Here is a 21,800-nt window from a genome sequence, read left to right as displayed (position 1 = left end):
GTTGCGCGGATCTACCTGATTGAACCCGCCAAATGATCTTGTCGCAGACCAAGATCGCGCTCAATCCCGGATGTAGTGGTATCCCGCCGCACCGATGCCACTACATCCATGTTCGAGCGCGATCTTGCCTAAGGGGGCGTGCGCGAGCAGCGCGGCGCGGGCAGCCCGGGGGCGGCGGGGGGCGGGCAGCGCGGGGGCGCGCGGGCAGCCCGGGGGCGGCGCGGGCAGCCCGGGGGCGGCGCGGGCAGCCCGGGGGCGGCGCGGGCAGCCCGGGGGCGGCGCGGGCAGCGCGGGCGGGCAGACGGGCGGGCGCGCAGGCAACCACAAGCGCGGCCGCGCGGGGGCTGGGACGGGTCGGGCCCCGGAGCTGGTGCTCCGGGGCCCGATGTCGCGGAAGTCGGCCGTCAGGCGGCGGGGACCTCGGCGGTGGTGCGGATGCGGTCCAGCGTCGGCGCGGAGACCGGCGACTGGGCGGTCAGGTAGTCGACGAAGGCGTCCAGGTCGATCTGGCCGGTGATCAGGTTCGTGCCGCCGGTGAGGGCGCTGAAGCCGTCGCCTCCGCCGGCCAGGAAGTTGTTCACCGTCACCCGGTAGGTGGCGGCGGTGTCGACGGCGGTGCCGCCGAGGGTGAGGCTGCCCCGGACCACACGGGTGCCGGCGCACGGGTCGGCGACCGTGCCGGTGGTGCCGTTCGGGTCGACCACGTAGCCCACTGTGGCCGACGGGTACAGGGTCCGACCGGTGACGAACTGCTGCTCCAGTACGCAGTAGAGCTGCTGACCGGTGAGGTCCAGTGTCACCAGGTTGTTGGCGAACGGCTGCACCGTGAACGCCTCCTCGTAGGTGACCGGGCCGGCGTCGAGGTCGGCTCGGACCCCGCCCGGGTTCATGAAGGCGGCGACGGCGTTCTGTTCGTCGTCGGTGGCGGCGAGCTGCGCGTCGGCGATCAGGTTGCCCAGTGGCGATTCGCCTAGACTCGTACCGAAGAGGGTTTCCTGGCTCCGGGTGATCGCCTGGTTGGTCACGCCGACCTGGCGTCCGGCGACCGGGCCGAGCACTGTCTTGTACCGGTTGATCAGCGCGGTCTGCCTCGGGTCCTTGGCGACGTCGCGGGTGACCACGACGTTGTTCGCGGCGGCGGAGACCACGTCTCCGCTCCGGCGATCGATCTTCAGGTCGATGTCGGTGACCAGGCGACCGAACGAGCTGGCACTGGTGACCAGCTTGCCGTTGATGTCGCAGTTGTACGCCTGGTGGGTGTGCCCGCTGACCACCACGTCGATCGACGGGTCCATCCGGTTGGTGATGTCCACGATGGGGCCGGTCATGCCGACGCAGTCGTTGATCCCGCCGGTCGCGGCCTGAGTGCCGCCCTCGTGCAGCAGGACGACGATCGCCTGTACGCCCTTGCGGCGCAGCTCGCGCGCGTAACGGTTGGCGGTGTCCGCCTCGTCGGCGAAGCTGAGGCCGGCGACGCCCTGCTGGCTGACGATCTGCGGGGTGCCTTCCAGGGTCATGCCGATGAAGCCGACCTTGACGCCCTGCACCTTGTGGATCGCGTACGGCGCCATCAGCGGCTTGCCGGTGGCGGTCTTGAAGGCGTTCGCGGACAGGTACTGGAAGCCGGCTCCCCGGTAGGGGGTGCCGTCGATGCAGCCGTCCACCGGGTGGCAGCCGCCGTTCTGGATCCGCAGGAGCTCGGCGGCTCCCTCGTCGAACTCGTGGTTGCCGACGCTGGCGTAGTCCAGCCCGGCCATGCTCAGCGCCTCGATGGTCGGCTCGTCGTGGAACGCGGCCGAGAGCAGCGGGGACGCACCGATCAGGTCGCCGGCGGCAACGGTGATGGTGTTCTTCTTCTTGGCTGCGGCGCGCAGCTCGGCAAGGTGGGTGGCCAGGAACTCGACGCCACCAGCGGTCTGCCCGGCGATGGTGCCGCTGGACCCGCTCGGCGGTTCGAGGTTGCCGTGGAAGTCGTTGAGGGCGAGCAGGGTGACGTCGACCGGCTTCGGCCGCGCGTCGGCTTGTTCAGGGCTGGTGGCGACCGCGCCGAAAGCGGCCACCGCGAGCGCGGTCAGGCCGACAGCGGCCCGACGCATCCCGGGTATGAACATGGATCTCCTCGTGAGAATCGGCGCGTACGGTGCCTGGCCTCTGGGTCGACCGGGGCCGCCGACGGACGCCGTCGAAAGGGTCGCGGATGACGGTGGTTGAGCATGGCCCCCGCCCCGACAGCCTCTCATCCGGACGCCCACCGGTCGACCCGGGCAGCGCATCGGAGCAGCGCGTACGCGGAGGCCGTTATCGATCATCGTTTAACGCGGTCTGCCGGACAACGTCAGACCCAGGGTCTAGAAAGGACAGGGCAGCCTACGAGGAATGGGGACGGCATCGTGAGCGGAACGACACCCGTGGCGGAGCAGGTGCGATCGGTCGACGGCACGCCCATCGCGTTCGAGCGGTCCGGTGCCGGGCCGGCGGTCGTCCTCGTCGGGGGCGCGTTCAGCGATCGCGGCGCGACCCGCGACCTGGGTGCCGCGTTGGCACCGGATTTCACCGTCTTCAGCTATGACCGTCGCGGTCGGGGCTACAGCGGTGACACCGCACCGTACGAGGTCGGCCGCGAGATCGACGACCTGGCCGCCCTGATCGCGGCCTCGGGTGGTTCCGCCGCCGTCTACGGCATCTCCTCCGGGGCCGTGCTGGCCGCCCTCGCCACCGCACAGGGTCTACCGGTGACCAGGTTGGTCATGTTCGAGCCACCGTTCCGGGTCGGTCCGCACGTGGGCGTCGGCAAGGACATCACACCGCAGCTCATCGAGCTGATCGCCGCCGACGACCGGGACGGCGCGGTGGAGATCTTCCTCAGCGCCTCGGTGGGGCTGCCGGCCGAGCAGATCAGCGGGATGCGGTCGCAGCCGATGTGGGGTGGGCTGACGGCGATCGCGCACACCCTGGTGTACGACGCGATCGTCACGGCCGGCGGGCGACTGCCCGCCGACCGGCTGGCGACCATCACCGCGCCGACCCTCGCAGTGGACAGCACCGGCAGTCCACAGTGGTTGCGGGACGCGAGTCGGGCGGCGGCCGAGGCCGTGCCGGGCGGCCGGTCAGTGAGCCTCGACGGCGGTTACCACGACGTGCCCGCGACGACGCTGGCCCCCGCGCTGCGCGATTTCCTGCTCGGTTGACCGGTGGCCGCTGAGGCGCGAGCCGACTGCTCAGCCGTCGGCCAGCGCCTTGTCGACCACCGCAGTGACGGCGTCCGCTGGCCAGGTGCCCGCCACGCCCGGCCGGGCGGCCAGGTAGGTGGCGATCCGCTCGGCGGGCCAGCCGTGCGACTCGCGCAGCCCTCGGGCGATCATGCCGAGGTAGATCGGCGCGGGAGGTCGGCACGGCACGGCTGACGCCCCCTCGGGGGCGGTGAAGGTGAGCATCGGAACACCGTCGCGGCTGCCCGGGCAGATCAGCGTCTCGTACCGCCCCGGGCCGAGCGTGGCCCGTCCGTTGGCGACGGCGGCGTCGATGGCCGCGCCGGTCGCCGGGATCAGCTCGGTCGTGTCGCCCGGCGGGCGGTACATCTCCTGGGCCGCGATGTCGGTGAACTGCTCCAGGGTGACCAGGTAGGCGCGGGCCGCGGCCTCGCCCGGCAGGTGCGGGTCGTAGAAGGCCATGCCGCCGGTCCAGGCACCGGACTCGCCGGCGAAGTAGATGCCGCCGGGCAGCGACACGGGCGTCGACCGGCTGGGTGGGCGCCGGTCGCGGCAGCCCGGGTACGTCCGCTTTCCGCCGGGCGGGCAGCCGCCGCCGATGTACCAGGCCAGCCGGGCGGCGTGCATGTTCGAGCCGTACGAGACGTACCAGGCCAGCACGACGTAGCCCTTCAGAAGCCGCAGGTCTGCCCGGTGGAGTGGCTGACCTGCACGGTGTGGGTCACGCAGCCGCCAGCCTCGACCGAGTGCAGCAGGAAGGCGGTGGGCTCGTGGACCCAACCGATCTGCTCGTCGGCGCTCATGGTGAGCGTGCTCTGCTTCCAGGTGCTGGGGGCCACGGTGAGGACCGTGCCCGCGTACGCCGTGGTGACCGGGCGGTGCAGGTGGCCGGCGGCGACCCGGACGACGTGCCGGTGCCGGCCGATGACCTCGGCGAGGGCATCACCGTCGGCGAGCCGGATGGTGTCCGCCACCGGGATGCCGACCGCGACCGGTGGGTGGTGCAGGAAGAGCACGGCGGGCACCTCGGGCCGCCCGGCCAGCACCCCGTCGAGCCAGCTGAGCTGCTCCTCGCCGAGTTGGCCGCCGTCGCTGCCGGGGACGAGCGAGTCAAGCACCACGACCGACACCGCTTCGTGGTCGACGTGGTAGTAGGCCGAGAAGCCGCCGCCGAGCCACGGCGTGCCCCCGAACGCGTCGAGCAGCGACTCCCGGTCGTCATGGTTACCGGTGGCCAGGTGCACCGGCAGCGGGAATGCGCCAATCACCTCGCGCAGCGCCGCGTACTCCTCGGGTTTCCCGTGGTCGGCCAGGTCGCCGGTGATCACCACACATTCCGGGCGGGGCCGCAACGCCAGCACCCGACCGAGCGCCCGGTGCAGCCCGGCGGCGGGTTCCGCGGCGAGCAGGCCGGTGGTCAGGTGCGGGTCACTGAGCTGGGCGATGAGCACGGGCTCGCCTCCTCGACGCCGGGGTGCTTCAGGCTATCGCCGGGCGCGGCATCCCGGGGGCAGCCGTCCACAGGCCGCGTCCACAGCCTGTGGATAGCACGTGTGTACGAAGGTCGCTGGCCCGCCACCGTGAGTACGCTTGATCGAGCGGTTCGGCGTCAGCCGGACCCCTCCCCTACCTGGAACGACGTGCGAGTGGATCATCAGCGAGTCATCCGTGACGTCACCGTCCGCCTGCCGATGGCGTCGAGCACACCGGAGGCGTGTCGGTGGACGGTCACCGCACTGTCCCGCCACACCCCGGCGACCATCTCCGTACTCCTCGCGGCCCACGACCGTCTGCGCTGCGTCGCGGCGACCGGGGCCTGGCAGGTCTTCGCCACGGTTCCGGCGCGGACCGGCATCGTCGGCCGGGTGTACGCGACCGGCACTCCCGCCGTCGTCCCGGACGTCACGGTCGACCCGGACTACCTCCCGGTACGCCCGGACGTGACCGCCGAGCTGTGCGTACCGGTGCTGGACCCGACGGGCCGGGCGATCGGCGTACTCGACCTTCAGTGGAGCGAACCGACGGACCTGGAGCCGTGGCGGGAGACCGCGCAGCGGCTGGCCGACGGGCTCGGTGCGCGGATCGCCGCCCTCGGTGGCCCACCGGTGGAGAGCCGCAGCGAGAAGCTGCTCCGGCACGCGTCCGCGCTCTCCTCCGCGCCGACCGAGGGAGAGGTGATGGGGGCGGCGGCCCGCGCCGCCCGGGAGGTCTCCACGCTCTCCACCGCACTGCTGTTGATCGGCGGCCAGCTCGGCCCGTCCCCGGCGACGCCGAGCGACCTGGAGACCCGGATCCGCGCCGAGCTGGCCGCAGCGGGTCCGGCCGCCCTGGACCGGATGGTCGAGCGGGCGCACCGGTACGGCGCCGGCTACACGCTGGGCGAGGCCGGGCATCCCCCGACCGAGGACTACCGCCCGCTGACCCGGGCGGGGGTACGCACACTGGTCGCCGTGCCGGTCGGGCCCACGGACGCCGGTGGGGTGCTGCTGGTCGCCGACGAACGCGCACTGCGCCCGGACCCGACCACGGTCAGCCTGATGGAGTTGCTCGCCGGGCAGGCCTGGACGAGCGTGGACCGGCTGCGCACGCTGTCCCAGCTGCGGGAGCAGGCCAGCTCCGACCCGCTGACGGGGTTGCAGCACACCGGCCCGTTCGGGCAGCGGATCGCTGCGGCCACCCCCGGCCGTACGGCCCTGCTGGCGATCGACGTGGACGGCTTCAAGACCGTGAACGACACGTACGGCCACCAGGCCGGTGACCGGGTGCTGGTCGGGTTGGCCCGGGCGCTGGAGGGGGCGCTGCGGCACGGCGACGAGTTGTACCGGATCGGCGGCGACGAGTTCGTCGCGGTGATCGAGGTGAGCCGCCCGGAGGAGGCGGTCCGGATCGCCGAACGGCTCACCGAGGCCGCCCGCCGCATCGGCCGCACGATCAGCGTGGGCGTCGCACTACCCCGCCCCGGCGAAACCCCCGACCGCACCTTGAAGCGAGCCGACCAGGCCCTCTACGCGGTCAAACGCCAAGGCCGAGACGGCGTCCTCCTCTCCGCCGCCTAACCCCAAACCCCAAGCCCCCAAGCCCCAAGCCCCAAGCCCCAAGCCCCAAGCCCCAAGCCCCAAGCCCCAAGCCCCAAGCCCCGGCGATCTTGCACTTTTGGTTGTCGTTTTGTCGCTCTAGTCCTTTATGCCGCCACAGAAACTGCAAGATCGCCGCAATCGGAGGGCCCCGAGCCTCAAGACCAGATCGATCATGGACTTGTGGTGGGCGCTTTAGCCCCGGAAGGGGTGAACGCCCCCCACCACAAGTCCATGATCGACGCGGGTCAGAGGGCAGGGCCGCGGCAGGGGCAACCGCGCCACGAGCAAGGGCGGGGCAGGAGACGCGGCGCAGGGGCGGGGCAGGGAGGCAGCGGGGGTTAGGGGGTGCGGAGTTCTTTGGCCAGGAGTTCGGCGATCTGGGCCGTGTTGAGGGCCGCGCCCTTGCGGAGGTTGTCGCCGGTGACGAAGAAGTCGAGGGCGCGGGGGTCGTCCAGGGCGCGGCGGATCCGGCCGACCCAGGACGGGTCGGTGCCGACGGCGTCGATCGGCATCGGGAACTCCCCGGCCGCGGGGTCGTCGACCAGGATCACCCCCGGTGCGTTGCGCAGTGCCTCGCGGGCACCCTCGGCGTCGACCTCGGTGGCGAAGACCGCGTGCACCGCTACCGAGTGGGCGGTGACCACCGGCACCCGGACGCAGGTGGCGGAGACCTTGAGGTCGGGGAGGCCGAGGATCTTCCGCGACTCGTTGCGGATCTTCATCTCTTCCGATGACCAGCCGCTGTCCGCCGGGGAGCCGGCCCACGGGACCACGTTGAGCGCCATGGGTGCCGGGAACGGGCCCAGGTCGTCGCCGACCGCCTGGCGTACGTCGCCGGTGCGCGAGCCGAGCGCCCGATCGCCGGCGACCTTGGTGAGTTGGTCGTGCAGGATGTCGACGCCGGACTGACCGGCTCCGGAGACCGCCTGGTAGGAGGCGAGCACCAGCTCGCGGAGGCCGTACTCGCGGTGCAGCGGCGCGACGGCGACGATCATCGCGAGGGTGGTGCAGTTGGCGTTGGCGATGATGCCCCGGGGCCGGTTGCGGACCTGCTCGGGGTTGATCTCCGGAACGACCAGCGGGACGTCGCGGTCCATCCGGAACGCGCCGGAGTTGTCGACAGCGATCGCGCCGCGGGCGACGGCGATCGGCGCCCACTCGGCGGAGACCTCGTCGGGCACGTCGAACATGGCCACCTGGACCCCGTCGAACGCCTCGGGGGTCAGCGCCTGGACGACGAGTTCCTCGCCCCGGCAGCGCACCCGGCGGCCGACGGAGCGCTCGGAGGCGAGCAGCCGGATCTCGCCCCAGACGTTGCGTCGCCCGGTGAGCAGCTCACACATCACCGTGCCGACGGCACCTGTCGCTCCGACCACGGCGAGGGTGGGCAGCGCCGTCATCGGCGCTACCTACCCGTCCCCGCGTAGACCACGGCTTCGGTGTCGCCGCCCAGCTCGAACGCGTCGTGGATGGCGCGGACGGCGGCGTCGAGGTCGGTGTCCCGGCAGACCACGGAGACCCGGATCTCGGAGGTGGAGATCATCTCGATGTTGACCCCGGCCGCGCCGAGGGCGGCGAAGAAGCCGGCCGCCACCCCGGGGTGCGAGCGCATGCCCGCGCCGATCAGCGAGACCTTGCCGACGTGGTCGTCGTAGAGCAGGCCCTTGAACTTGACCGGCTCCTGGATCTTGCTGAGCGCGGCCATCGCGGTGGGGCCGTCGGCCTTGGGCAGGGTGAACGAGATGTCCGTCCGGCCGGTGCCCTCGGTGGAGACGTTCTGCACGATCATGTCGATGTTGATCTCGGCGCCGGCGACGGTGTCGAAGATCCGCGCGGCGGCACCCGGCTCGTCGGGCACCCCGACGATCGTGATCTTGGCCTCGCTGCGGTCGTGCGCGACCCCGGTGATCAGTGCCTGCTCCACGGAAAGGTCCTCCATCGATCCGGTGACCATCGTGCCGGTGTTGGTCGAGTATGACGAACGGACGTGGATCGGCAACCCCGCCCGCCGGGCGTACTCCACGCTACGCAGGTGCAGCACCTTCGCGCCGCACGCGGCCAGCTCCAACATCTCCTCGTAGGTGATGTGCCGGATGTGTCGGGCGTTGGGCACGATCCGCGGGTCGGCGGTGAAGATGCCGTCCACGTCGGTGTAGATCTCGCAGACGTCGGCGTGCAGGGCGGCGGCGAGCGCCACGGCGGTGGTGTCCGAACCACCGCGACCCAGCGTGGTGACGTCCTTGGTGTCCTGCGAGACGCCCTGGAAGCCGGCCACGATGACCACCGAACCCTCGTCGAGCGCTCCCTTGAGCCGCCCGGGGGTGACGTCGATGATCCGGGCGCGGCCGTGCACCGAGGTGGTGATCACGCCGGCCTGCGAACCGGTGAACGAGCGGGCTTCGTACCCCAGGTTGTGGATGGCCATGGCCAGCAGGGCCATGGAGATCCGCTCCCCGGCGGTGAGCAGCATGTCCAGCTCGCGGCCCGGCGGCAGCGGGCTGACCTGGTTGGCCAGGTCGAGCAGCTCGTCGGTGGTGTCACCCATCGCGGAGACCACCACCACCACGTCGTCGCCGGCCTTGCGGGCGGCGACGATGCGCTCGGCCACCCGCTTGATCCGCTCGGCGTTGGCGACGGAGGACCCGCCGTACTTCTGCACCACGAGTGCCACGACGGTGCACTCCCTCCCAGCGACCCTGAGCGTGCCGACGCCGCCGGAACCGGGGCCGGCGGCGCGTGTCAGACCTCATGAGGGTATCCGGCGGATAACGAAGCCGGGTCAGGTGATCCCACCATCCGGCCCGGCCGGGACCGGCCGGGGCGGTCCCACCAGGTCGGATGGGTACGCCGGGCCGCCCCGCCCGACACGCCGGGACGGGCCAGGTACGCGCCGGCACCCGCCAACCGCCCGCACCCACCAGAATGGGCCGGTGCCCGTCCTCATCCGCTCGGCCGGCCGCGTGATCGGGCCGCTCGTCCTCGCCCTGCCAGCCCTCCTGGTCGCCTGCACCAGCGAGCAGCCTCCGCCTCCGCCGCCAGCCGACCCGGGGCCGGTCGAGGTGGACGCCGCACGGGACGAGCTGGCCGCGCTGGCCGCGGCGGCTCAGGACCGTCACCTGGTGGCCCAGTACGTCTACAGCCAGACGGGTCAATCGGATCGCACCATCGTGTTCACCAGCGCGAACGACGGCAGCTGGCGGGTGGACGTGCCGGGGGGCGCCCTGGGCGGCACCGCCGACGTCTCGATGGCCAGCACGGCCGACGGGCTGTTCCAGTGCGCCCTGCCGTCGGCCGGTCGGGCCGAGTCGGCGAGTTGCGTACGCCTGGGTGATCGCGACGACGCGGTTCCACGCCGGTCGGACCCCCGGGTCCAGCACCTGCTCACCGACTGGCTGGACGTGCTCACCGACCGACGCGCGCCCTTGGCCGTTGCCCCGGCCAGGACGCCCGACGGCCTCACCGGCACCTGCTACTCGGTGGATTCCACCTCGGCGTCGCTGAACGCCCCGCTGGATGTGGGCATCTACTGCTACGACCAGGACGGCACACCCACCGGCGTCCAGACCGGGGCCGGGACGCTGAGGCTGGCCGCCGCACCCGGCCCGGCACCGGCCACCGTGCAGCTGGCCGGCCCGGTGGTGATCGACCGGGAGCCGCTCGACACCGCCGCGCCGCCGACCCCGGACCCGTCGGAGAGCCCGGGCGCGGGAACGCCCTGATCTTCGTCCCGTTACGGGTGCTCTTGCCCACATTCAGCCACCCCATCCTGATGGGCGAATCACCCATACAGGACGATTCGGTGTATGGCCGATCTCACCCCGCTGCTCGCCTACCGCTGGAGTCCACGAGCCTTCGACCCGAGCGCCGAGCTGACCCCGGAGGAGTCCGCCTCGCTGCTTGAGGCCGCGCGCTGGGCCCCGTCGGCGGAGAACGGGCAGCCCTGGCGGTTCGCCCTCGGCCACCGCGACGACGAGACCTGGAAACGGATCCTGATCAGCCTCCCGGTCGACGACCAGATCTGGATCCGGCACGCCGCGACCCTGGTGGTCGGCGCCCACACCGGCCTGAACACCGAGCAGGCGGCGTACGACCTCGGGCAGGCGATCGCCCACCTGACAGTGCAGGCCACAGCGCTCGGCCTGCACGTACACCAGCTCACCCGGTTCGACCGGGCCGGCCTCGCCACCGAACTCGACCTGCCCGGCGATGTCCGCCCGTTGGTGGTCGCCGCCGTCGGACGACTCGGCAACCCGTTCGACCTCCCGGCCCACCTGCACGCTCGGGAGACCGGCCTGCGGCACCGCCACCCGGTCGCCGAGCTGCTGCTGCGTTGATCGGGCGCCGGGCTCACTCGCCCCGGCTGGCCCGGAGCAGGACCGCCGCGGCATCGGTGTTGCGATAGCGCACGTGCCGGCCCTCGCGGAACCGGGACACCAGGCCGGCGCCGTGCAACGCGGCCAGGTGCTGGGAGACGTTTCCGGCGGACATCCCGGTGAGTCGGGCCAGGTCGGTGGTGGTCAGCGCCGTCTCGAGCAGGTACAGCAGCGTGGTCCGGCCCGGCCCGATCACCCGTGCCAGCGGGTCGCCGGGCGGCGGCGCGGTCGCCTCCCAGAGCGTCCCGACGGCACGGACCGGGTACGCGCCGGCCGGCAGCGAATCCTCGAGCAGGTTCCACAGCACGTGCTGCTCGGTGAACACCGTCGGGTTCAGCGCCAGCCCACGACCGCGGAGGTCGAAGTCCCGCTCGAACGTGTCGTCGCTGATCACCCGGTCGCCGTGCCAGCGCAGGCTCGGGTGGAGGTGCTCGAAGAACCGACCGGCGCCGCTCTCGGCGAGCTGGGCGGCCCGATACGCCACGTCGGCGTCGAGCAGCGCCCGCATCCGCGGCCAGTCCGGGGCGATCGCCTCGTCGTACCAGACCCGCACCGCGTCGACGACCTGCGGCAGCAGCCCGCCGGGGTCGGCGAGCAGCGCCCGCCCGAACGGGCTCAGCGGCTTCTGCCAGGTGGTCGCCAGCAGGTCCTGGACCACCACGGCCGGCGGCGTCGCGGCGATCTGGTCGAGCTGCTCGGCCAGCTCCACGTTCGGTCGGGCCGCCGGGGTGAGGAAGTCGGGCAGCCAGCGACCAGGCACGACCAACCCCACCAGAGGCCGGACCCGGTCGGCCACTTCGGGACGATGCAACGTCACCCGGGCCCGGTCGATCCAGGGCAGGTGCACCGCGTAGCGGACCGGGTTGGCCAGCGCCCACATGCTCATGACCGTCTCGTTGACCGGTGACACGGCGAGCCGCACTCCCGCCACGTCGGCCAGGCTGAACCGCAACTCGGACACACGCCCCCCAGGAGCAGGATTCGGTCCAGCCTAAAAGATTCGACCGAGGTCATGGGGACCCGCTTCACTCCCCGGACATGGGGACCAGAGAAACCATCCGTACCGCCGTTCGAGACGTCGTACCGCCAGCCGGGCTGACCCGCGCCCTGGCCGTGCAGGCCATGGTCTACGCCGTCGGCAGCGGCCTGTTCCACGCCGGCAGCGCCGTCTTCTTCACCCGGGCGCTCGGGCTCAGCGCCGCCCAGGTGGGGTTGGGGCTCTCCATCGCCGCGGGGGTGACGCTGCTGGGCACGGTGTCGCTGGGTGGGCTCACCGACCGGTACGGACCGCAGCGGGTCTGGGTGGTGGGGCTGGTGCTGAACGGGGCGCTGTTCGCGACCTACCCCTTCGTGGGTGGCTTCGCGGGGTTCCTCGCCGTGGTGGTGGCGCTGGCAGCCGTGGACGGCGCTGTCGGCGTGGCCCGGCAGGTCTACTCGATCAACGCGCTCGCGCCGGCCGAACGGGTCACGGCGATGGCGTACCAGCGCTCGTCGCTGAACGTCGGCTTCGGGCTCGGCGCGGTGATCAGCGGCCTGGTGCTGGCGGTGGACACGATCGAGGCGTACCGCGGGATGGTCTGGTTCATCTCGACGGTCTTCCTGGTGACGGCTCTCTTCGTGCGCCGACTGCCTCGACTGCCGCAGGTGCGGAGGTCGGTGGAGCCGACGAGTCGGCTCGCCGTGCTGCGGGACCGCCCGTTCATGACGGTGTCCCTGCTCTCCGGGCTGCTCACCGCACACCAGGCGCTCTACCTGACGGTCATGCCGCTCTGGATCCTCACCCACACCGATGCCCCGAAGACGGTCATCGCCGCTCTGGTGCTGCTCAACACGGTCCTGGTCGTGCTGCTCCAGGTACGTGTGAGCCGGGGCGCGGACACTGCGGCGGGCGCGGCCCGGGCCTCCCGTCGGGGTGGACTGCTGATCGCCCTGTTCTGTCTGGTCCTGCCGATTTCCGGGTTCACCCGGGGCTGGCTCACCATCGTGGTGCTGGTGACCGCGGCGACGGTACTCATCCTGGCCGAGCTGATCGAGTCGGCCGGCACCTGGGGGCTCACCGCCACCCTGCCACCGGCCAACCAGCGCGGCGCGTACGTGGGGGCTCTCGAACTCGGCGTGCAGGTGCAGTACCTGATCGCGCCGGCCGGACTGACCGCGCTCGGCGTGACCACCGGCGGGTGGGGTTGGTTACCGACGGCAGCGATCTTCGTGCTGGTCGGGCTGGCGATCGTGCCTGCGGTGGCCTGGGCCGGGCGCACGCCGCGGCTGGGTGCCGAGGCCGCAGCGCCGGCCATGACCCCGGTCCCATAGTCCGGACCTGTCTTTCCACCCACCGTTCCATCACGTAGGGTGACTTGGTCATGTGGCAGGCGCTGCTCCTCCTTAGCCGCCGCGACGAGGCCTGACCGGCCGGCACCTCGTCGCGGAGTTGCATCGCGCCGTCCAGCACATCCGATTTTTTTCTCGGCACCGCCGCGCACCGTCGCCCGGCATCTCGCCGACACCTTCCGATCTGCTGACGCCACATGTTCCAGGGAGCACTCCGAGATGGCTCAACCTGTCACCGACGCTGAAACCGATCCGATCGCCCGGCAACGCCCGAGCCGGATGCCGTACCACCGCTACCAGCCGTACGGGGAGCAGTTCCGGGTCGAACTCCCGGACCGCACCTGGCCCACCCGCACCGTCGAGGCCGCCCCCCGCTGGTGCGCCGTGGATCTCCGCGACGGCAACCAGGCACTGATCGACCCGATGTCGCCCGAGCGCAAGCGCCGGATGTTCCAGCTGCTGGTGCAGATGGGCTACAAGGAGATCGAAGTCGGTTTCCCGTCGGCCAGCCAGACCGACTTCGACTTCGTCCGGCAGCTCATCGAAGACGACATGATCCCGGACGACGTCACCATCCAGGTGCTCACGCAGTGCCGGGAGCACCTGATCGACCGGACGTTCGAGTCGCTGCGCGGCGCGAAGCGGGCCATCGTGCACTTCTACAACTCGACCTCCACCCTCCAGCGGCGGGTGGTCTTCGGCCTGGACAAGGACGGCATCGCCGACATCGCCACCACCGGGGCGCGGCTCTGCCAGAAGTACGCCGAGATCCACACCCCGGACACGGAGATCTTCTACGAGTACTCGCCGGAGTCGTACACGGGCACCGAGCTGGAGTACGCGCTGGAGGTCTGCTCCCGGGTGATCGACGTGATCGACCCGACCCCGGACCGGCCGCTGATCATCAACCTGCCGGCCACCGTCGAGATGGCCACCCCCAACGTGTACGCCGACTCGATCGAGTGGATGCACAGGCACCTGCCGCGCCGGGACAGCGTGGTGTTGAGCCTGCACCCGCACAACGACCGGGGCACCGGTGTGGCCGCCGCCGAGCTGGGCCTGCTCGCCGGCGCGGACCGCATCGAGGGCTGCCTGTTCGGCAACGGTGAGCGCACCGGCAACGTCGACCTGGTCACCCTGGGGCTCAACATCTTCTCCCAGGGCATCGACCCGATGATCGACTTCTCGAACATCGACGAGGTCCGGCGAGCGGTTGAATACTGCAACCAACTGCCGGTGCACGAGCGCCACCCGTACGCGGGCGACCTGGTCTACACCGCCTTCTCCGGTTCCCACCAGGACGCGATCAAGAAGGGCTTCGACGCCCTCGCCGCCGACGCGAAGGCGGCCGGCGTGCCGATGGACGAGCACACCTGGGCGGTGCCGTACCTGCCGATCGACCCGAAGGACCTGGGCCGCACCTACGAGGCGGTCATCCGGGTCAACTCGCAGTCCGGCAAGGGCGGCGTCGCGTACATCATGAAGAGCGAGCACCAACTGGACCTGCCGCGCCGGCTCCAGATCGAGTTCTCCGGGGTGGTGCAGCAGGTCACCGACCACGACGGCGGCGAAGTCGACCCGGCCGCCATGTGGGAGATCTTCGCGACGCACTACCTGCTCGACCACCAGCCCGACCCGGCGGTCCGGCTGGCCGGCTACACGATCGGCACGGTGGACGGCAAGGTCGAGATCGAGGCCCAGGTCGGTGTGGGCGGCGAGCAGCGCTCGCTCGCCGCAGTCGGCAACGGCCCGATCGACGCGTACGTGAACGCGCTCCAGTCGGTCGGGGTGGGCGTACGGGTGCTCGACTACCACGAGCACGCGCTCTCCTCCGGTGGTGACGCGCAGGCCGCCGCGTACGTGGAGTGTGAGGTGGACGGCAGGACGGTCTGGGGTGTCGGCACCGACGCCAACATCGTCACCGCGTCGATCAAGGCGGTCACCAGCGCCGTCAACCGCGCCCGCCGCTGATCTAGGCGCGCGACACCCCCGAAGTGGCTTCCTACTTCGGGGGTGTCGCGGCGGGCAGTGAGTGGCAGGGCTGGGACGGCGGGGCTTTCCGGGGCGGTCGGTGGACCAGCACGAGGGCCAGCAGCGCGCCAGCGACGAGCAGCCCCGCACACCACTCCATCGCACCCCGGAACGCGTCGGTCAGCTCGGCCTTCTGCTCGTACCCGCCGCCGGAGAGCCCGACCAGCAGCGGCAGCGCCGCCACCGCGAGCAGGCCGCCGGCGCGGGATGCGGCGTTGTTGAACCCGCTGGCCACCCCGGAGAACCGGTCCTGCACGGCGGCCAGCACCGACGCGGTGAGCGGTGCCACCACCAGGGTCAGCCCGATGCCGAAGAGCAGCACCCCGGGCAGCACGTCCCGCCAGTACGACGCGCCCGGTCCGACGCCGCGCAGCAGCAGCAGGCCGACCGCGGCGACCACCGGTCCGATGGCCAGCGGCAGTCGTGGGCCGATCCGGGCGGACAGCGCACCGGCGCGCGCGGAGCCGACCAGCAGCAGCAGGGTCATCGGCAGCAACGCGATGCCGGTGCGGAAGGCCGACCAGCCGACCACGTTCTGAAGGTAGACGGCGAAGAAGAAGGTGAAGCCGCCGAGCGCCGCGTAGACGACGACGGTGAAGATGTTCAGCACCGAGAAGAGTCGGCTGCTGAACAGGCCGGTGGGCAGCATCGCGGTGTCGCCACGCCGCCGTTCCAGCAGGACGAAGGCCACTGCGGAGAGCACCCCGACCAGGGCGGCGATCAGCACCTCGGCGGAGTCGAACCCGCGGGCCGGCGCGTCGATCAGGGCGTAGGTGACGCCGGCGAGCGCGAGCGCTCCGAGCAGGGCTCCGGCGACGTCGAACCGTCGTCGGGTCCGACCCCGCTCCTCGGTGCGGGAGGCGCTCTCGTCCCGGCTCTCCGGCACCCAGCGCAGGGCGGCCAGCAGCACGAGCACGGCGATCGGCAGGTTGAGGAAGAAGATCCAGCGCCAGGAGAGCGCGTCGATCAGCCAGCCCCCGATGAACGGCCCCAGCGCGGTGGAGACCCCGGACAGCCCGGCCCAGGCACCGATCGCCCGACCCCGGTCGTCGGGATGGAAGCTCGCCTGGAGCACCGACAGCGACCCGGGCGTGAGCAGCGCGCCACCGGCACCCTGGAGGAACCGGGCGGCGATCAGCATGCCGGTGTCCTGGGCCAGCCCACAGAGCACGGAGGCGGCGGTGAACCAGACCACGCCGATGAGGAATATGCGTCGCCGGCCGAAGCGGTCGCCCAGAGCGCCGCCGAGCAGCACGAACGCCGCCAGCATCAGCAGGTAGCCGTTGATGGTCCACTGGAGATCGGCCACGTTCGCGCCGAGGTCCTGCCCAAGTTTCGGCAGCGCCACGTTGACGACGGTGCTGTCGAGGAAGACCATTCCAGAGGCGAGTACGGCGGCGAGCAGCGTGCCCCGGCCGGCGGTGGTGCCCATCCGGAGGGCGGTCGCCGGTACGGGTGCGGTCATCCCACCAATCTGCCTTGCATCATGTGGGAGACGCCACGAAACGCCGAAACCGTGCCCGGGTACTGTGCGCAATCGCCGGGAGCCCCCAAGCTGGAGAGGTGTCGTCTGTGCGTACCAGATCAGGACCGCGAGCGGCGGTGGCCGTGCTCACCGCGGCGCTGGCGCTCGGCGTGGCCGGTTGCGTCCCGCAGGATGAACCGACCACACCGCCGTCGAGCGACGGCGGCAACGCCGCTGAGCAGCTGAGTCAGCTGACCGTCGCTACCGCCGGCTCGATGAAGGGCTACAGCCGGGAGCGTTTCCCGCATTGGCGGGACACCGGCAAGAACTGCGATATCCGGGACAGCATCCTCCAGCGCGACGGCAAGGATGTGAAGCTCTCGGGCTGCAACGTGGTCGGTGGGCGCTGGGAGAGCGTGTACGACGGTCGCAGCTTCTCGGATCCCTCCGACGTGGACATCGACCACATGGTGCCGTTGGCCAACGCGTGGCGCTCGGGCGCTGACGAGTGGGACAACGCGAAGCGCGGCGATTTCGCGAACGACACCACCCGTCCGCAGCTTTTCGCGGTTTCCGCCTCGTCCAACCGGGCAAAGGGTGACCAGGACCCGTCGCAGTGGAAACCGGCAGACCGGTCTTACTGGTGCAAATACGCCCAGGACTGGGTGACGGTCAAGCACTACTGGAAGCTGACGGTGACCAGCGCCGAGAAGGCCGCCCTGACCGACATGTTGGAGGGCTGTTGAGTGGGGAGCGATTCGTGACCGCCGCCGAGGAGAGCGGCCCGTCCGCCGCCGGCATGACCGCGGACGGCGCCGCCGAGACTCCCGCCGCCGTGCCGGGTGCCGGCATGGTCGCGGATTCGAGCGGGGCGGCCGGCCCGCAGAGCCGCACCACCGACATCGTGCCCGGCCCCGGCGGCGTGATGACCGACGAGGTCGGCGTCGTCACCGGGGACCTGACGCTGCGCACCGAGTACGCGGACGGCAAGGTGACCCTGCGGGTGCAGTACAAGGACGCGGACGAGTGGTATGCGGTGACCGGCACGTCGGTCACGCTGGCCGACCCGGCTGGGCTGGACGCGGTGCACGGCGTCGCGGTGGGGCTGCTGAACCGCCCCGAGGGCTGACGACCGCCGGCACCGCGTCCAGTCTCAGACGTACGAGCCGGGCTCGGTGGGCGCGGAGACCACGCTCGGCGCGTCCCCCTCGCCCTCGGGTCGGACGATCTGCGCGCTGACCCCGTGCGGGCGCAGTTCGCCGCTGGCGATCTGCTCCGCGAAGTGGCAGGCCACCCGGCTGGCGCCGATGTCCCGCAGCACCGGTCGCTCGTCGGCGCAGCGGGTGGGCTGCGCCCACGGGCAGCGGGTGTGGAAGCGGCAGCCGGTCGGCGGGTTGGCCGGCGACGGCAGGTCACCGGCGAGCAGGATCCGCTCCCGGCGGTCCTCCACGTCCGGGTCCGGCACCGGCACCGCCGACATCAGCGCCCGGGTGTACGGGTGCAGCGGCTCGGTGTAGAGCCGGTCGCTCGGCGCCTCCTCCACCAGCGCGCCCAGATACATCACGCCGACAGTGTCGGAGATGTGCCGGACCACAGCGAGGTCGTGCGCGATCACCAGGTAGGTCAGCCCCAGGCTGTCCTGGAGCTCGTCCAGCAGGTTGACCACCTGGGCCTGGATCGACACGTCGAGCGCCGAGACCGGCTCGTCGGCGACGATCAGCTCCGGCCCGAGCACCAGCGCGCGGGCGATGCCGATGCGCTGCCGCTGCCCGCCAGAGAACTCGTGCGGGTAGCGGGAGAGCGCCCAGCGCGGCAGCCCGACCGCGTCAAGGGTCTCGCCGATGATCCGTCGACGGTCGGTGCGGTCGGTGCCGATCCCGTGGGTCTGGAGGCCCTCGGTCAGGATCGACTCGACGTTCTGTCGGGGGTCGAGGCTGGACATCGGATCCTGGAAGATCATCTGCATCCGGCGACGCATGCTGCGCAGCTTGCCGGACGGCAGCGTCGTCAACTCGACGCCGTCGAAGCTGACCTCACCGGCGGTCGGCGGGGTGAGCTGAAGCAGCGCCCTGCCCAACGTGGACTTGCCGCAGCCGGACTCACCCACCAGGCCGTACGTCTTGCCACGCGCGATGCTCAGGTCGACCCCGTCGACGGCCTTCACGTGGCCGACCACCCGGTCGAAGAGCACCCCCCGCTTGATCGGGAAGTGCACCTTCAGGTCGCGCACCTCGACGAGGATGTCGTTCTCACTCACGCTGTTTCCTCCTCGCGCGGGGCGGGCACCAGGCCCGGCAGCGGCTCCGGGTTGACGCACCGGTAGCTCCGTCCGTCGTGCGCGTGCACCAGCTCCGGCGGCTCACCCACACACTCGTCGATCCGGCGGGCGCAGCGCGGGGCGAAGGCGCATCCGTCCGGCCACGGCAGCAGGTCGCGGACCGAACCGGGAATCGGGTTGAGCTTCTCGCCCCGCCCGGCGTCCAGGCGCGGCACCGAGCCGAGCAGACCCACTGTGTACGGGTGACGCGGCTGGCGGAACAGCGGACGACGGCGGGCCGTCTCCACCACGCGGCCGCCGTAGAGCACGTTGACGGTGTCGCACATGCCGGCCACCACGCCCAGATCGTGCGTGATCATCAGCAGCGCGGTTCCGGAGTCCCGGACCAGCTCCTTGAGCAGCTCCAGGATCTGGGCCTGGATGGTGACGTCCAGGGCGGTGGTCGGCTCGTCGGCGATCAGCAGCCGAGGCTGGCAGGCCACCGCCATCGCGATGAGCGCCCGCTGGCGCATGCCACCGGAGAGCTGGTGCGGGTACTCCTTGAGCCGCCGCTTCGGGTCGGGGATGCCGACCCGGTCCAGCAGTGCCGCCGCTTCCTTCGCCGCGGTCTCGCCCTTCATCCCCCGGTGCCGGGTGAGCACCTCGGTCACCTGCAACCCGATCGGGATCACCGGGTTCAACGAGGAGAGCGGGTCCTGGAAGATCATCGCGATGTCCCGACCCCGGATGTCCCGCCGCGACCGGTCGTCGAGCTGGAGCAGGTCGGTGCCGTCGAAGACGGCCTTGCCGCCGACCCGCAGGCCGGGCTGCTTGGGCAACAACCCCATGATCGCGAGCGAGGTGACGCTCTTGCCGCAGCCGGACTCGCCGACCAGGCCGACCACCTCACCGGCGTCGACCGAGAAGGACACCCCGTCGACCGCGTGCACGGCCCGCTGACCGCGGCGGGCGAACGTGACGGAGAGATCTTCAACTTCGAGCAGTGCCATTGCCGGGCCTACTTCCGCAGCTTCGGGTCGAGGGCCTCACGCATCGCCTCACCGAGCAGGGTGAAGCCGAGCGCGGTGATGATGATCGCGACGGCCGGGTAGATCGCCAGTGACGGCCGGATGCCGAGGTACTGCTGCGCGTCGGCGAGCATGACCCCCCACTCCGGTACGGCGGTGTCCGGGTTGCCGAGGCCGAGGAAGGAGAGCGCCGCGGCCTCGATGATCGCGGTGGCCAGGGTCAGCGTGGCCTGCACGATCACCGGGGCGAGCGAGTTCGGCACCACGTGGGTCAGGGCGATCTTCGACTTCTTGACGCCGAGCGAGGTCGCCGCCAGCACGTAGTCGCTGTTGGCCTGGGAGATCATCGAGCCGCGCAGCAGCCGGGCGAACACCGGCACCGAGACCACGCCGACCGCGATCATGACAGTGGTCAGGCTGGCCCCGAGCAGGGCGGCGATGCTCACCGCCAGCAGCAGGCTCGGCATCGCCAGCAGCATGTCGATGAAGCGCATGAGGGTGGTGTCGATCCACCGCCCCCACCGGCCACCGAGGCCGGCCGCGGCACCGGAGATGCCACCGATCAGCGCGCCGATCGCCAAACCGATCAGGGTGGAGACCACGCCGACCAGCAGGGTCTGACGGGCACCCACGATCATTCGGCTGAACTCGTCCCGGCCCTGGTGGTCGTAGCCGAACCAGTGGTCGCCGTTCGGGCCGGGGATGACACCCGGCTTGATCAGCCCTTCCCGGATGCCGATCGTGTCCGTTGCCGCGTACGGCACGAGGAACGGGCCGACCACCGCGACCAGCACGAAGAGCGCCAGGATGACGGCGCCGACGATCGCGGCCGGGTTGCCGCGCAGCCGACGGAACGCCTCCTGCCAGAGGCTGACGCCCCGCTCGTCGTCACGGGCGGCCAGCTCGGAGAGCCGGTCGATCTTTTCCTTCTTCTTGCCTGGGCTGAGTGTCATCGCACCCTCACCCTCGGGTCGATGAAGCTGTAGGAGAGATCGACCAGGAGGTTCACCAGCACGTACACCACCGCGATGATCAGGATGAAGCCCATCAGCACCGGATAGTCGCGTTGGCCGATGGCCTCGGCGACGAACGCTCCGATGCCGCTGAAGGCGAAGACGGTCTCGGTCAGCACCGCGCCGGAGAGCAGGCCGCCAGCGAGCAGACCGATCGAGGTGGCGACCGGCAGCATGGCGTTGCGCAGGACGTGCCGGCGACGAACCGTCTGCTCGGTCAGGCCCTTCGCCTCGGCGGTCCGCACGAAGTCCTCGTTCAGCACCTCCAGCACGCTCGCCCGGGTGATCCGGACGATGATCGCCAGCGGGATGCTCGCCAGCGCGATGCTGGGCAACACCAGATGCCAGAGGGCGTCGGCGGCGGCGTCCCACTCACGGGTCATCAACCCGTCGAGGACGAAGAAGTTGGTGACCCGGGTCGCCCCGAGTGTCGGGTCCTGCCGGCCACTGGACGGGAACCAGTGCAGGTTCTCCGAGAAGATCGCTTTGAGCACGTAGCCCAGGAAGAAGACCGGGATGCAGATGCCGATCAGCGAGCCGCCCACTGACGCGTGGTCCAGGAAACGGCCGCGACGACGGGCGGCCAGGTAGCCCAGCGGGATGCCGACGCCGATTGCGATGATCATCGCGGTGATGGTCAGTTCGACGGTGCCGGGGAAGCGCTCGATGAACTCCGTGGTGACCGCCCGCTTGGTGGAGGTCGAGGTGCCCAGGTCGAGCTTGATCAACCGCCGTACGAAACGGCCGTACTGCACCAGGATGGGCTCGTCGAGTCCCATGTTGCGGCGGATCGCGGCCCGCATCTCGGGGGTGCCGCGCTCGCCGAGGATGGCGGTCTCGGGGCCGCCGGGAAGTCGGCGGAGCCAGATGAAGAGCAGGAGGGAGAGCCCGAACAGCGTGGGTATCAGCTGAAGCAGGCGCCTGACGATGAACCGGAACACGGCGGCCTCGAAGGGGTGCGGAGGGTTGCGGGCGGGCGCTGTGCGACAGCGCCCGCCCGCGTTCCTTGCTGCGTCAGA

The 21,800-nt window shown here is 71.2% G+C and carries 19 protein-coding genes; 8 read left to right on the top strand and 11 right to left on the bottom strand.

The window, feature by feature from the left end; translation table 11 throughout:
• Nucleotides 1–404 precede the first annotated feature (404 nt).
• Complete coding sequence (locus ACLQ3F_RS23480; protein ID WP_425851425.1) at nucleotides 405–2,111, bottom strand: bifunctional metallophosphatase/5'-nucleotidase; 1,707 nt, start codon at nucleotides 2,109–2,111, stop codon at nucleotides 405–407.
• A 279-nt stretch (nucleotides 2,112–2,390) separates the two neighbouring features.
• Between ACLQ3F_RS23480 and ACLQ3F_RS23475 the strand changes: the two genes are divergently transcribed.
• Nucleotides 2,391–3,188 (top strand): alpha/beta fold hydrolase, encoded by a 798-nt coding sequence (locus ACLQ3F_RS23475; RefSeq protein WP_425851424.1) that lies wholly within the window; start codon nucleotides 2,391–2,393, stop codon nucleotides 3,186–3,188.
• A 30-nt stretch (nucleotides 3,189–3,218) separates the two neighbouring features.
• On the opposite strand, the gene ACLQ3F_RS23470 is transcribed toward ACLQ3F_RS23475, so the two are convergent.
• Both ACLQ3F_RS23470 and ACLQ3F_RS23465 read right to left on the bottom strand, forming a co-directional pair.
• Nucleotides 3,219–3,869, bottom strand: coding sequence for a histone deacetylase (locus tag ACLQ3F_RS23470; protein WP_425851422.1), 651 nt, complete (start codon nucleotides 3,867–3,869; stop codon nucleotides 3,219–3,221).
• 11 nt (nucleotides 3,870–3,880) lie between these two features.
• Complete coding sequence (locus ACLQ3F_RS23465) at nucleotides 3,881–4,660, bottom strand: phosphodiesterase (protein WP_425851420.1); 780 nt, start codon at nucleotides 4,658–4,660, stop codon at nucleotides 3,881–3,883.
• 195 nt (nucleotides 4,661–4,855) lie between these two features.
• Between ACLQ3F_RS23465 and ACLQ3F_RS23460 the strand changes: the two genes are divergently transcribed.
• Complete coding sequence (locus tag ACLQ3F_RS23460) at nucleotides 4,856–6,265, top strand: diguanylate cyclase (protein ID WP_425851418.1); 1,410 nt, start codon at nucleotides 4,856–4,858, stop codon at nucleotides 6,263–6,265.
• Between the two features lie 359 nt (nucleotides 6,266–6,624).
• Here ACLQ3F_RS23460 and ACLQ3F_RS23455 read toward each other — a convergent pair whose 3' ends face one another.
• Together ACLQ3F_RS23455 and ACLQ3F_RS23450 are read right to left on the bottom strand one after the other, a co-directional pair.
• A complete protein-coding gene (locus ACLQ3F_RS23455; RefSeq protein WP_091403390.1) occupies nucleotides 6,625–7,686 on the bottom strand; it encodes an aspartate-semialdehyde dehydrogenase in 1,062 nt (353 codons plus the stop codon).
• 5 nt (nucleotides 7,687–7,691) lie between these two features.
• The gene (locus ACLQ3F_RS23450) at nucleotides 7,692–8,957 is read right to left on the bottom strand and encodes an aspartate kinase (RefSeq protein ID WP_151491046.1); all 1,266 of its coding nucleotides are present in this window, start codon (nucleotides 8,955–8,957) and stop codon (nucleotides 7,692–7,694) included.
• A gap of 259 nt (nucleotides 8,958–9,216) precedes the next feature.
• On the opposite strand from ACLQ3F_RS23450, the gene ACLQ3F_RS23445 reads away from it, so the two are divergent.
• Together ACLQ3F_RS23445 and ACLQ3F_RS23440 are read left to right on the top strand one after the other, a co-directional pair.
• Nucleotides 9,217–10,005 carry a hypothetical protein gene (locus tag ACLQ3F_RS23445; protein ID WP_425851417.1) on the top strand — a complete coding sequence of 263 codons (789 nt, stop codon included), beginning with the start codon at nucleotides 9,217–9,219 and terminating at the stop codon, nucleotides 10,003–10,005.
• An 84-nt stretch (nucleotides 10,006–10,089) separates the two neighbouring features.
• On the top strand, nucleotides 10,090–10,620 hold the full coding sequence (locus ACLQ3F_RS23440) for a nitroreductase family protein (protein ID WP_425851416.1): 531 nt from the start codon (nucleotides 10,090–10,092) through the stop codon (nucleotides 10,618–10,620).
• 13 nt (nucleotides 10,621–10,633) lie between these two features.
• On the opposite strand, the gene ACLQ3F_RS23435 is transcribed toward ACLQ3F_RS23440, so the two are convergent.
• Nucleotides 10,634–11,620 carry an ArsR family transcriptional regulator gene (locus ACLQ3F_RS23435; RefSeq protein ID WP_425851414.1) on the bottom strand — a complete coding sequence of 329 codons (987 nt, stop codon included), beginning with the start codon at nucleotides 11,618–11,620 and terminating at the stop codon, nucleotides 10,634–10,636.
• Between the two features lie 77 nt (nucleotides 11,621–11,697).
• Between ACLQ3F_RS23435 and ACLQ3F_RS23430 the strand changes: the two genes are divergently transcribed.
• A complete protein-coding gene (locus tag ACLQ3F_RS23430; RefSeq protein WP_425851413.1) occupies nucleotides 11,698–12,969 on the top strand; it encodes an MFS transporter in 1,272 nt (423 codons plus the stop codon).
• Between the two features lie 237 nt (nucleotides 12,970–13,206).
• Nucleotides 13,207–14,958 carry a 2-isopropylmalate synthase gene (gene leuA / locus ACLQ3F_RS23425; protein WP_425851411.1) on the top strand — a complete coding sequence of 584 codons (1,752 nt, stop codon included), beginning with the start codon at nucleotides 13,207–13,209 and terminating at the stop codon, nucleotides 14,956–14,958.
• A 31-nt stretch (nucleotides 14,959–14,989) separates the two neighbouring features.
• Here the strand turns inward: leuA and ACLQ3F_RS23420 are convergent, their stop codons facing one another.
• Nucleotides 14,990–16,483 (bottom strand): MFS transporter, encoded by a 1,494-nt coding sequence (locus ACLQ3F_RS23420; RefSeq protein ID WP_393219191.1) that lies wholly within the window; start codon nucleotides 16,481–16,483, stop codon nucleotides 14,990–14,992.
• Between the two features lie 107 nt (nucleotides 16,484–16,590).
• On the opposite strand from ACLQ3F_RS23420, the gene ACLQ3F_RS23415 reads away from it, so the two are divergent.
• Both ACLQ3F_RS23415 and ACLQ3F_RS23410 read left to right on the top strand, forming a co-directional pair.
• Nucleotides 16,591–17,229, top strand: coding sequence for an HNH endonuclease family protein (locus tag ACLQ3F_RS23415; protein WP_357204478.1), 639 nt, complete (start codon nucleotides 16,591–16,593; stop codon nucleotides 17,227–17,229).
• Complete coding sequence (locus ACLQ3F_RS23410; RefSeq protein WP_357204495.1) at nucleotides 17,223–17,612, top strand: hypothetical protein; 390 nt, start codon at nucleotides 17,223–17,225, stop codon at nucleotides 17,610–17,612. Before ACLQ3F_RS23415 ends, ACLQ3F_RS23410 begins: the two co-directional genes overlap by 7 nt.
• Before the next feature lie 24 nt (nucleotides 17,613–17,636).
• On the opposite strand, the gene ACLQ3F_RS23405 is transcribed toward ACLQ3F_RS23410, so the two are convergent.
• Genes ACLQ3F_RS23405 through ACLQ3F_RS23390 form a run of 4 tightly spaced genes read right to left on the bottom strand, consistent with a single transcriptional unit; the run spans nucleotide 17,637 to nucleotide 21,722 of the window.
• Nucleotides 17,637–18,740, bottom strand: coding sequence for an ABC transporter ATP-binding protein (locus ACLQ3F_RS23405; protein ID WP_425851410.1), 1,104 nt, complete (start codon nucleotides 18,738–18,740; stop codon nucleotides 17,637–17,639).
• Nucleotides 18,737–19,750: an ABC transporter ATP-binding protein gene (locus ACLQ3F_RS23400; protein ID WP_425851408.1), complete on the bottom strand. Its 1,014-nt coding sequence runs from the start codon at nucleotides 19,748–19,750 to the stop codon at nucleotides 18,737–18,739. Before ACLQ3F_RS23400 ends, ACLQ3F_RS23405 begins: the two co-directional genes overlap by 4 nt.
• Before the next feature lie 8 nt (nucleotides 19,751–19,758).
• On the bottom strand, nucleotides 19,759–20,721 hold the full coding sequence (locus ACLQ3F_RS23395; protein ID WP_425851406.1) for an ABC transporter permease: 963 nt from the start codon (nucleotides 20,719–20,721) through the stop codon (nucleotides 19,759–19,761).
• Nucleotides 20,718–21,722 (bottom strand): ABC transporter permease, encoded by a 1,005-nt coding sequence (locus tag ACLQ3F_RS23390; RefSeq protein ID WP_145778530.1) that lies wholly within the window; start codon nucleotides 21,720–21,722, stop codon nucleotides 20,718–20,720. The genes ACLQ3F_RS23395 and ACLQ3F_RS23390 overlap by 4 nt, the downstream gene beginning before the upstream one ends.
• Nucleotides 21,723–21,800 lie beyond the last annotated feature (78 nt).

This window comes from Micromonospora sp. DT15, from assembly GCF_049841475.1.
Classification (GTDB): domain Bacteria; phylum Actinomycetota; class Actinomycetes; order Mycobacteriales; family Micromonosporaceae; genus Micromonospora.
The sequence above is the reverse complement of the archived record's forward strand: the minus strand, read 5'-3'. Positions and strand labels throughout refer to the sequence as shown.

Coding starts and splice junctions, on each gene's coding strand:
- ACLQ3F_RS23480 (WP_425851425.1), bottom strand. CDS start 2,111: ATGTTCATACCCGGGATGCGTCGGGCCGCTGTCGGCCTGACCGCGCTC.
- ACLQ3F_RS23455 (WP_091403390.1), bottom strand. CDS start 7,686: ATGACGGCGCTGCCCACCCTCGCCGTGGTCGGAGCGACAGGTGCCGTC.
- ACLQ3F_RS23440 (WP_425851416.1), top strand. CDS start 10,090: ATGGCCGATCTCACCCCGCTGCTCGCCTACCGCTGGAGTCCACGAGCC.
- ACLQ3F_RS23430 (WP_425851413.1), top strand. CDS start 11,698: ATGGGGACCAGAGAAACCATCCGTACCGCCGTTCGAGACGTCGTACCG.
- leuA (WP_425851411.1), top strand. CDS start 13,207: ATGGCTCAACCTGTCACCGACGCTGAAACCGATCCGATCGCCCGGCAA.
- ACLQ3F_RS23420 (WP_393219191.1), bottom strand. CDS start 16,483: ATGACCGCACCCGTACCGGCGACCGCCCTCCGGATGGGCACCACCGCC.
- ACLQ3F_RS23400 (WP_425851408.1), bottom strand. CDS start 19,750: ATGGCACTGCTCGAAGTTGAAGATCTCTCCGTCACGTTCGCCCGCCGC.
- ACLQ3F_RS23395 (WP_425851406.1), bottom strand. CDS start 20,721: ATGACACTCAGCCCAGGCAAGAAGAAGGAAAAGATCGACCGGCTCTCC.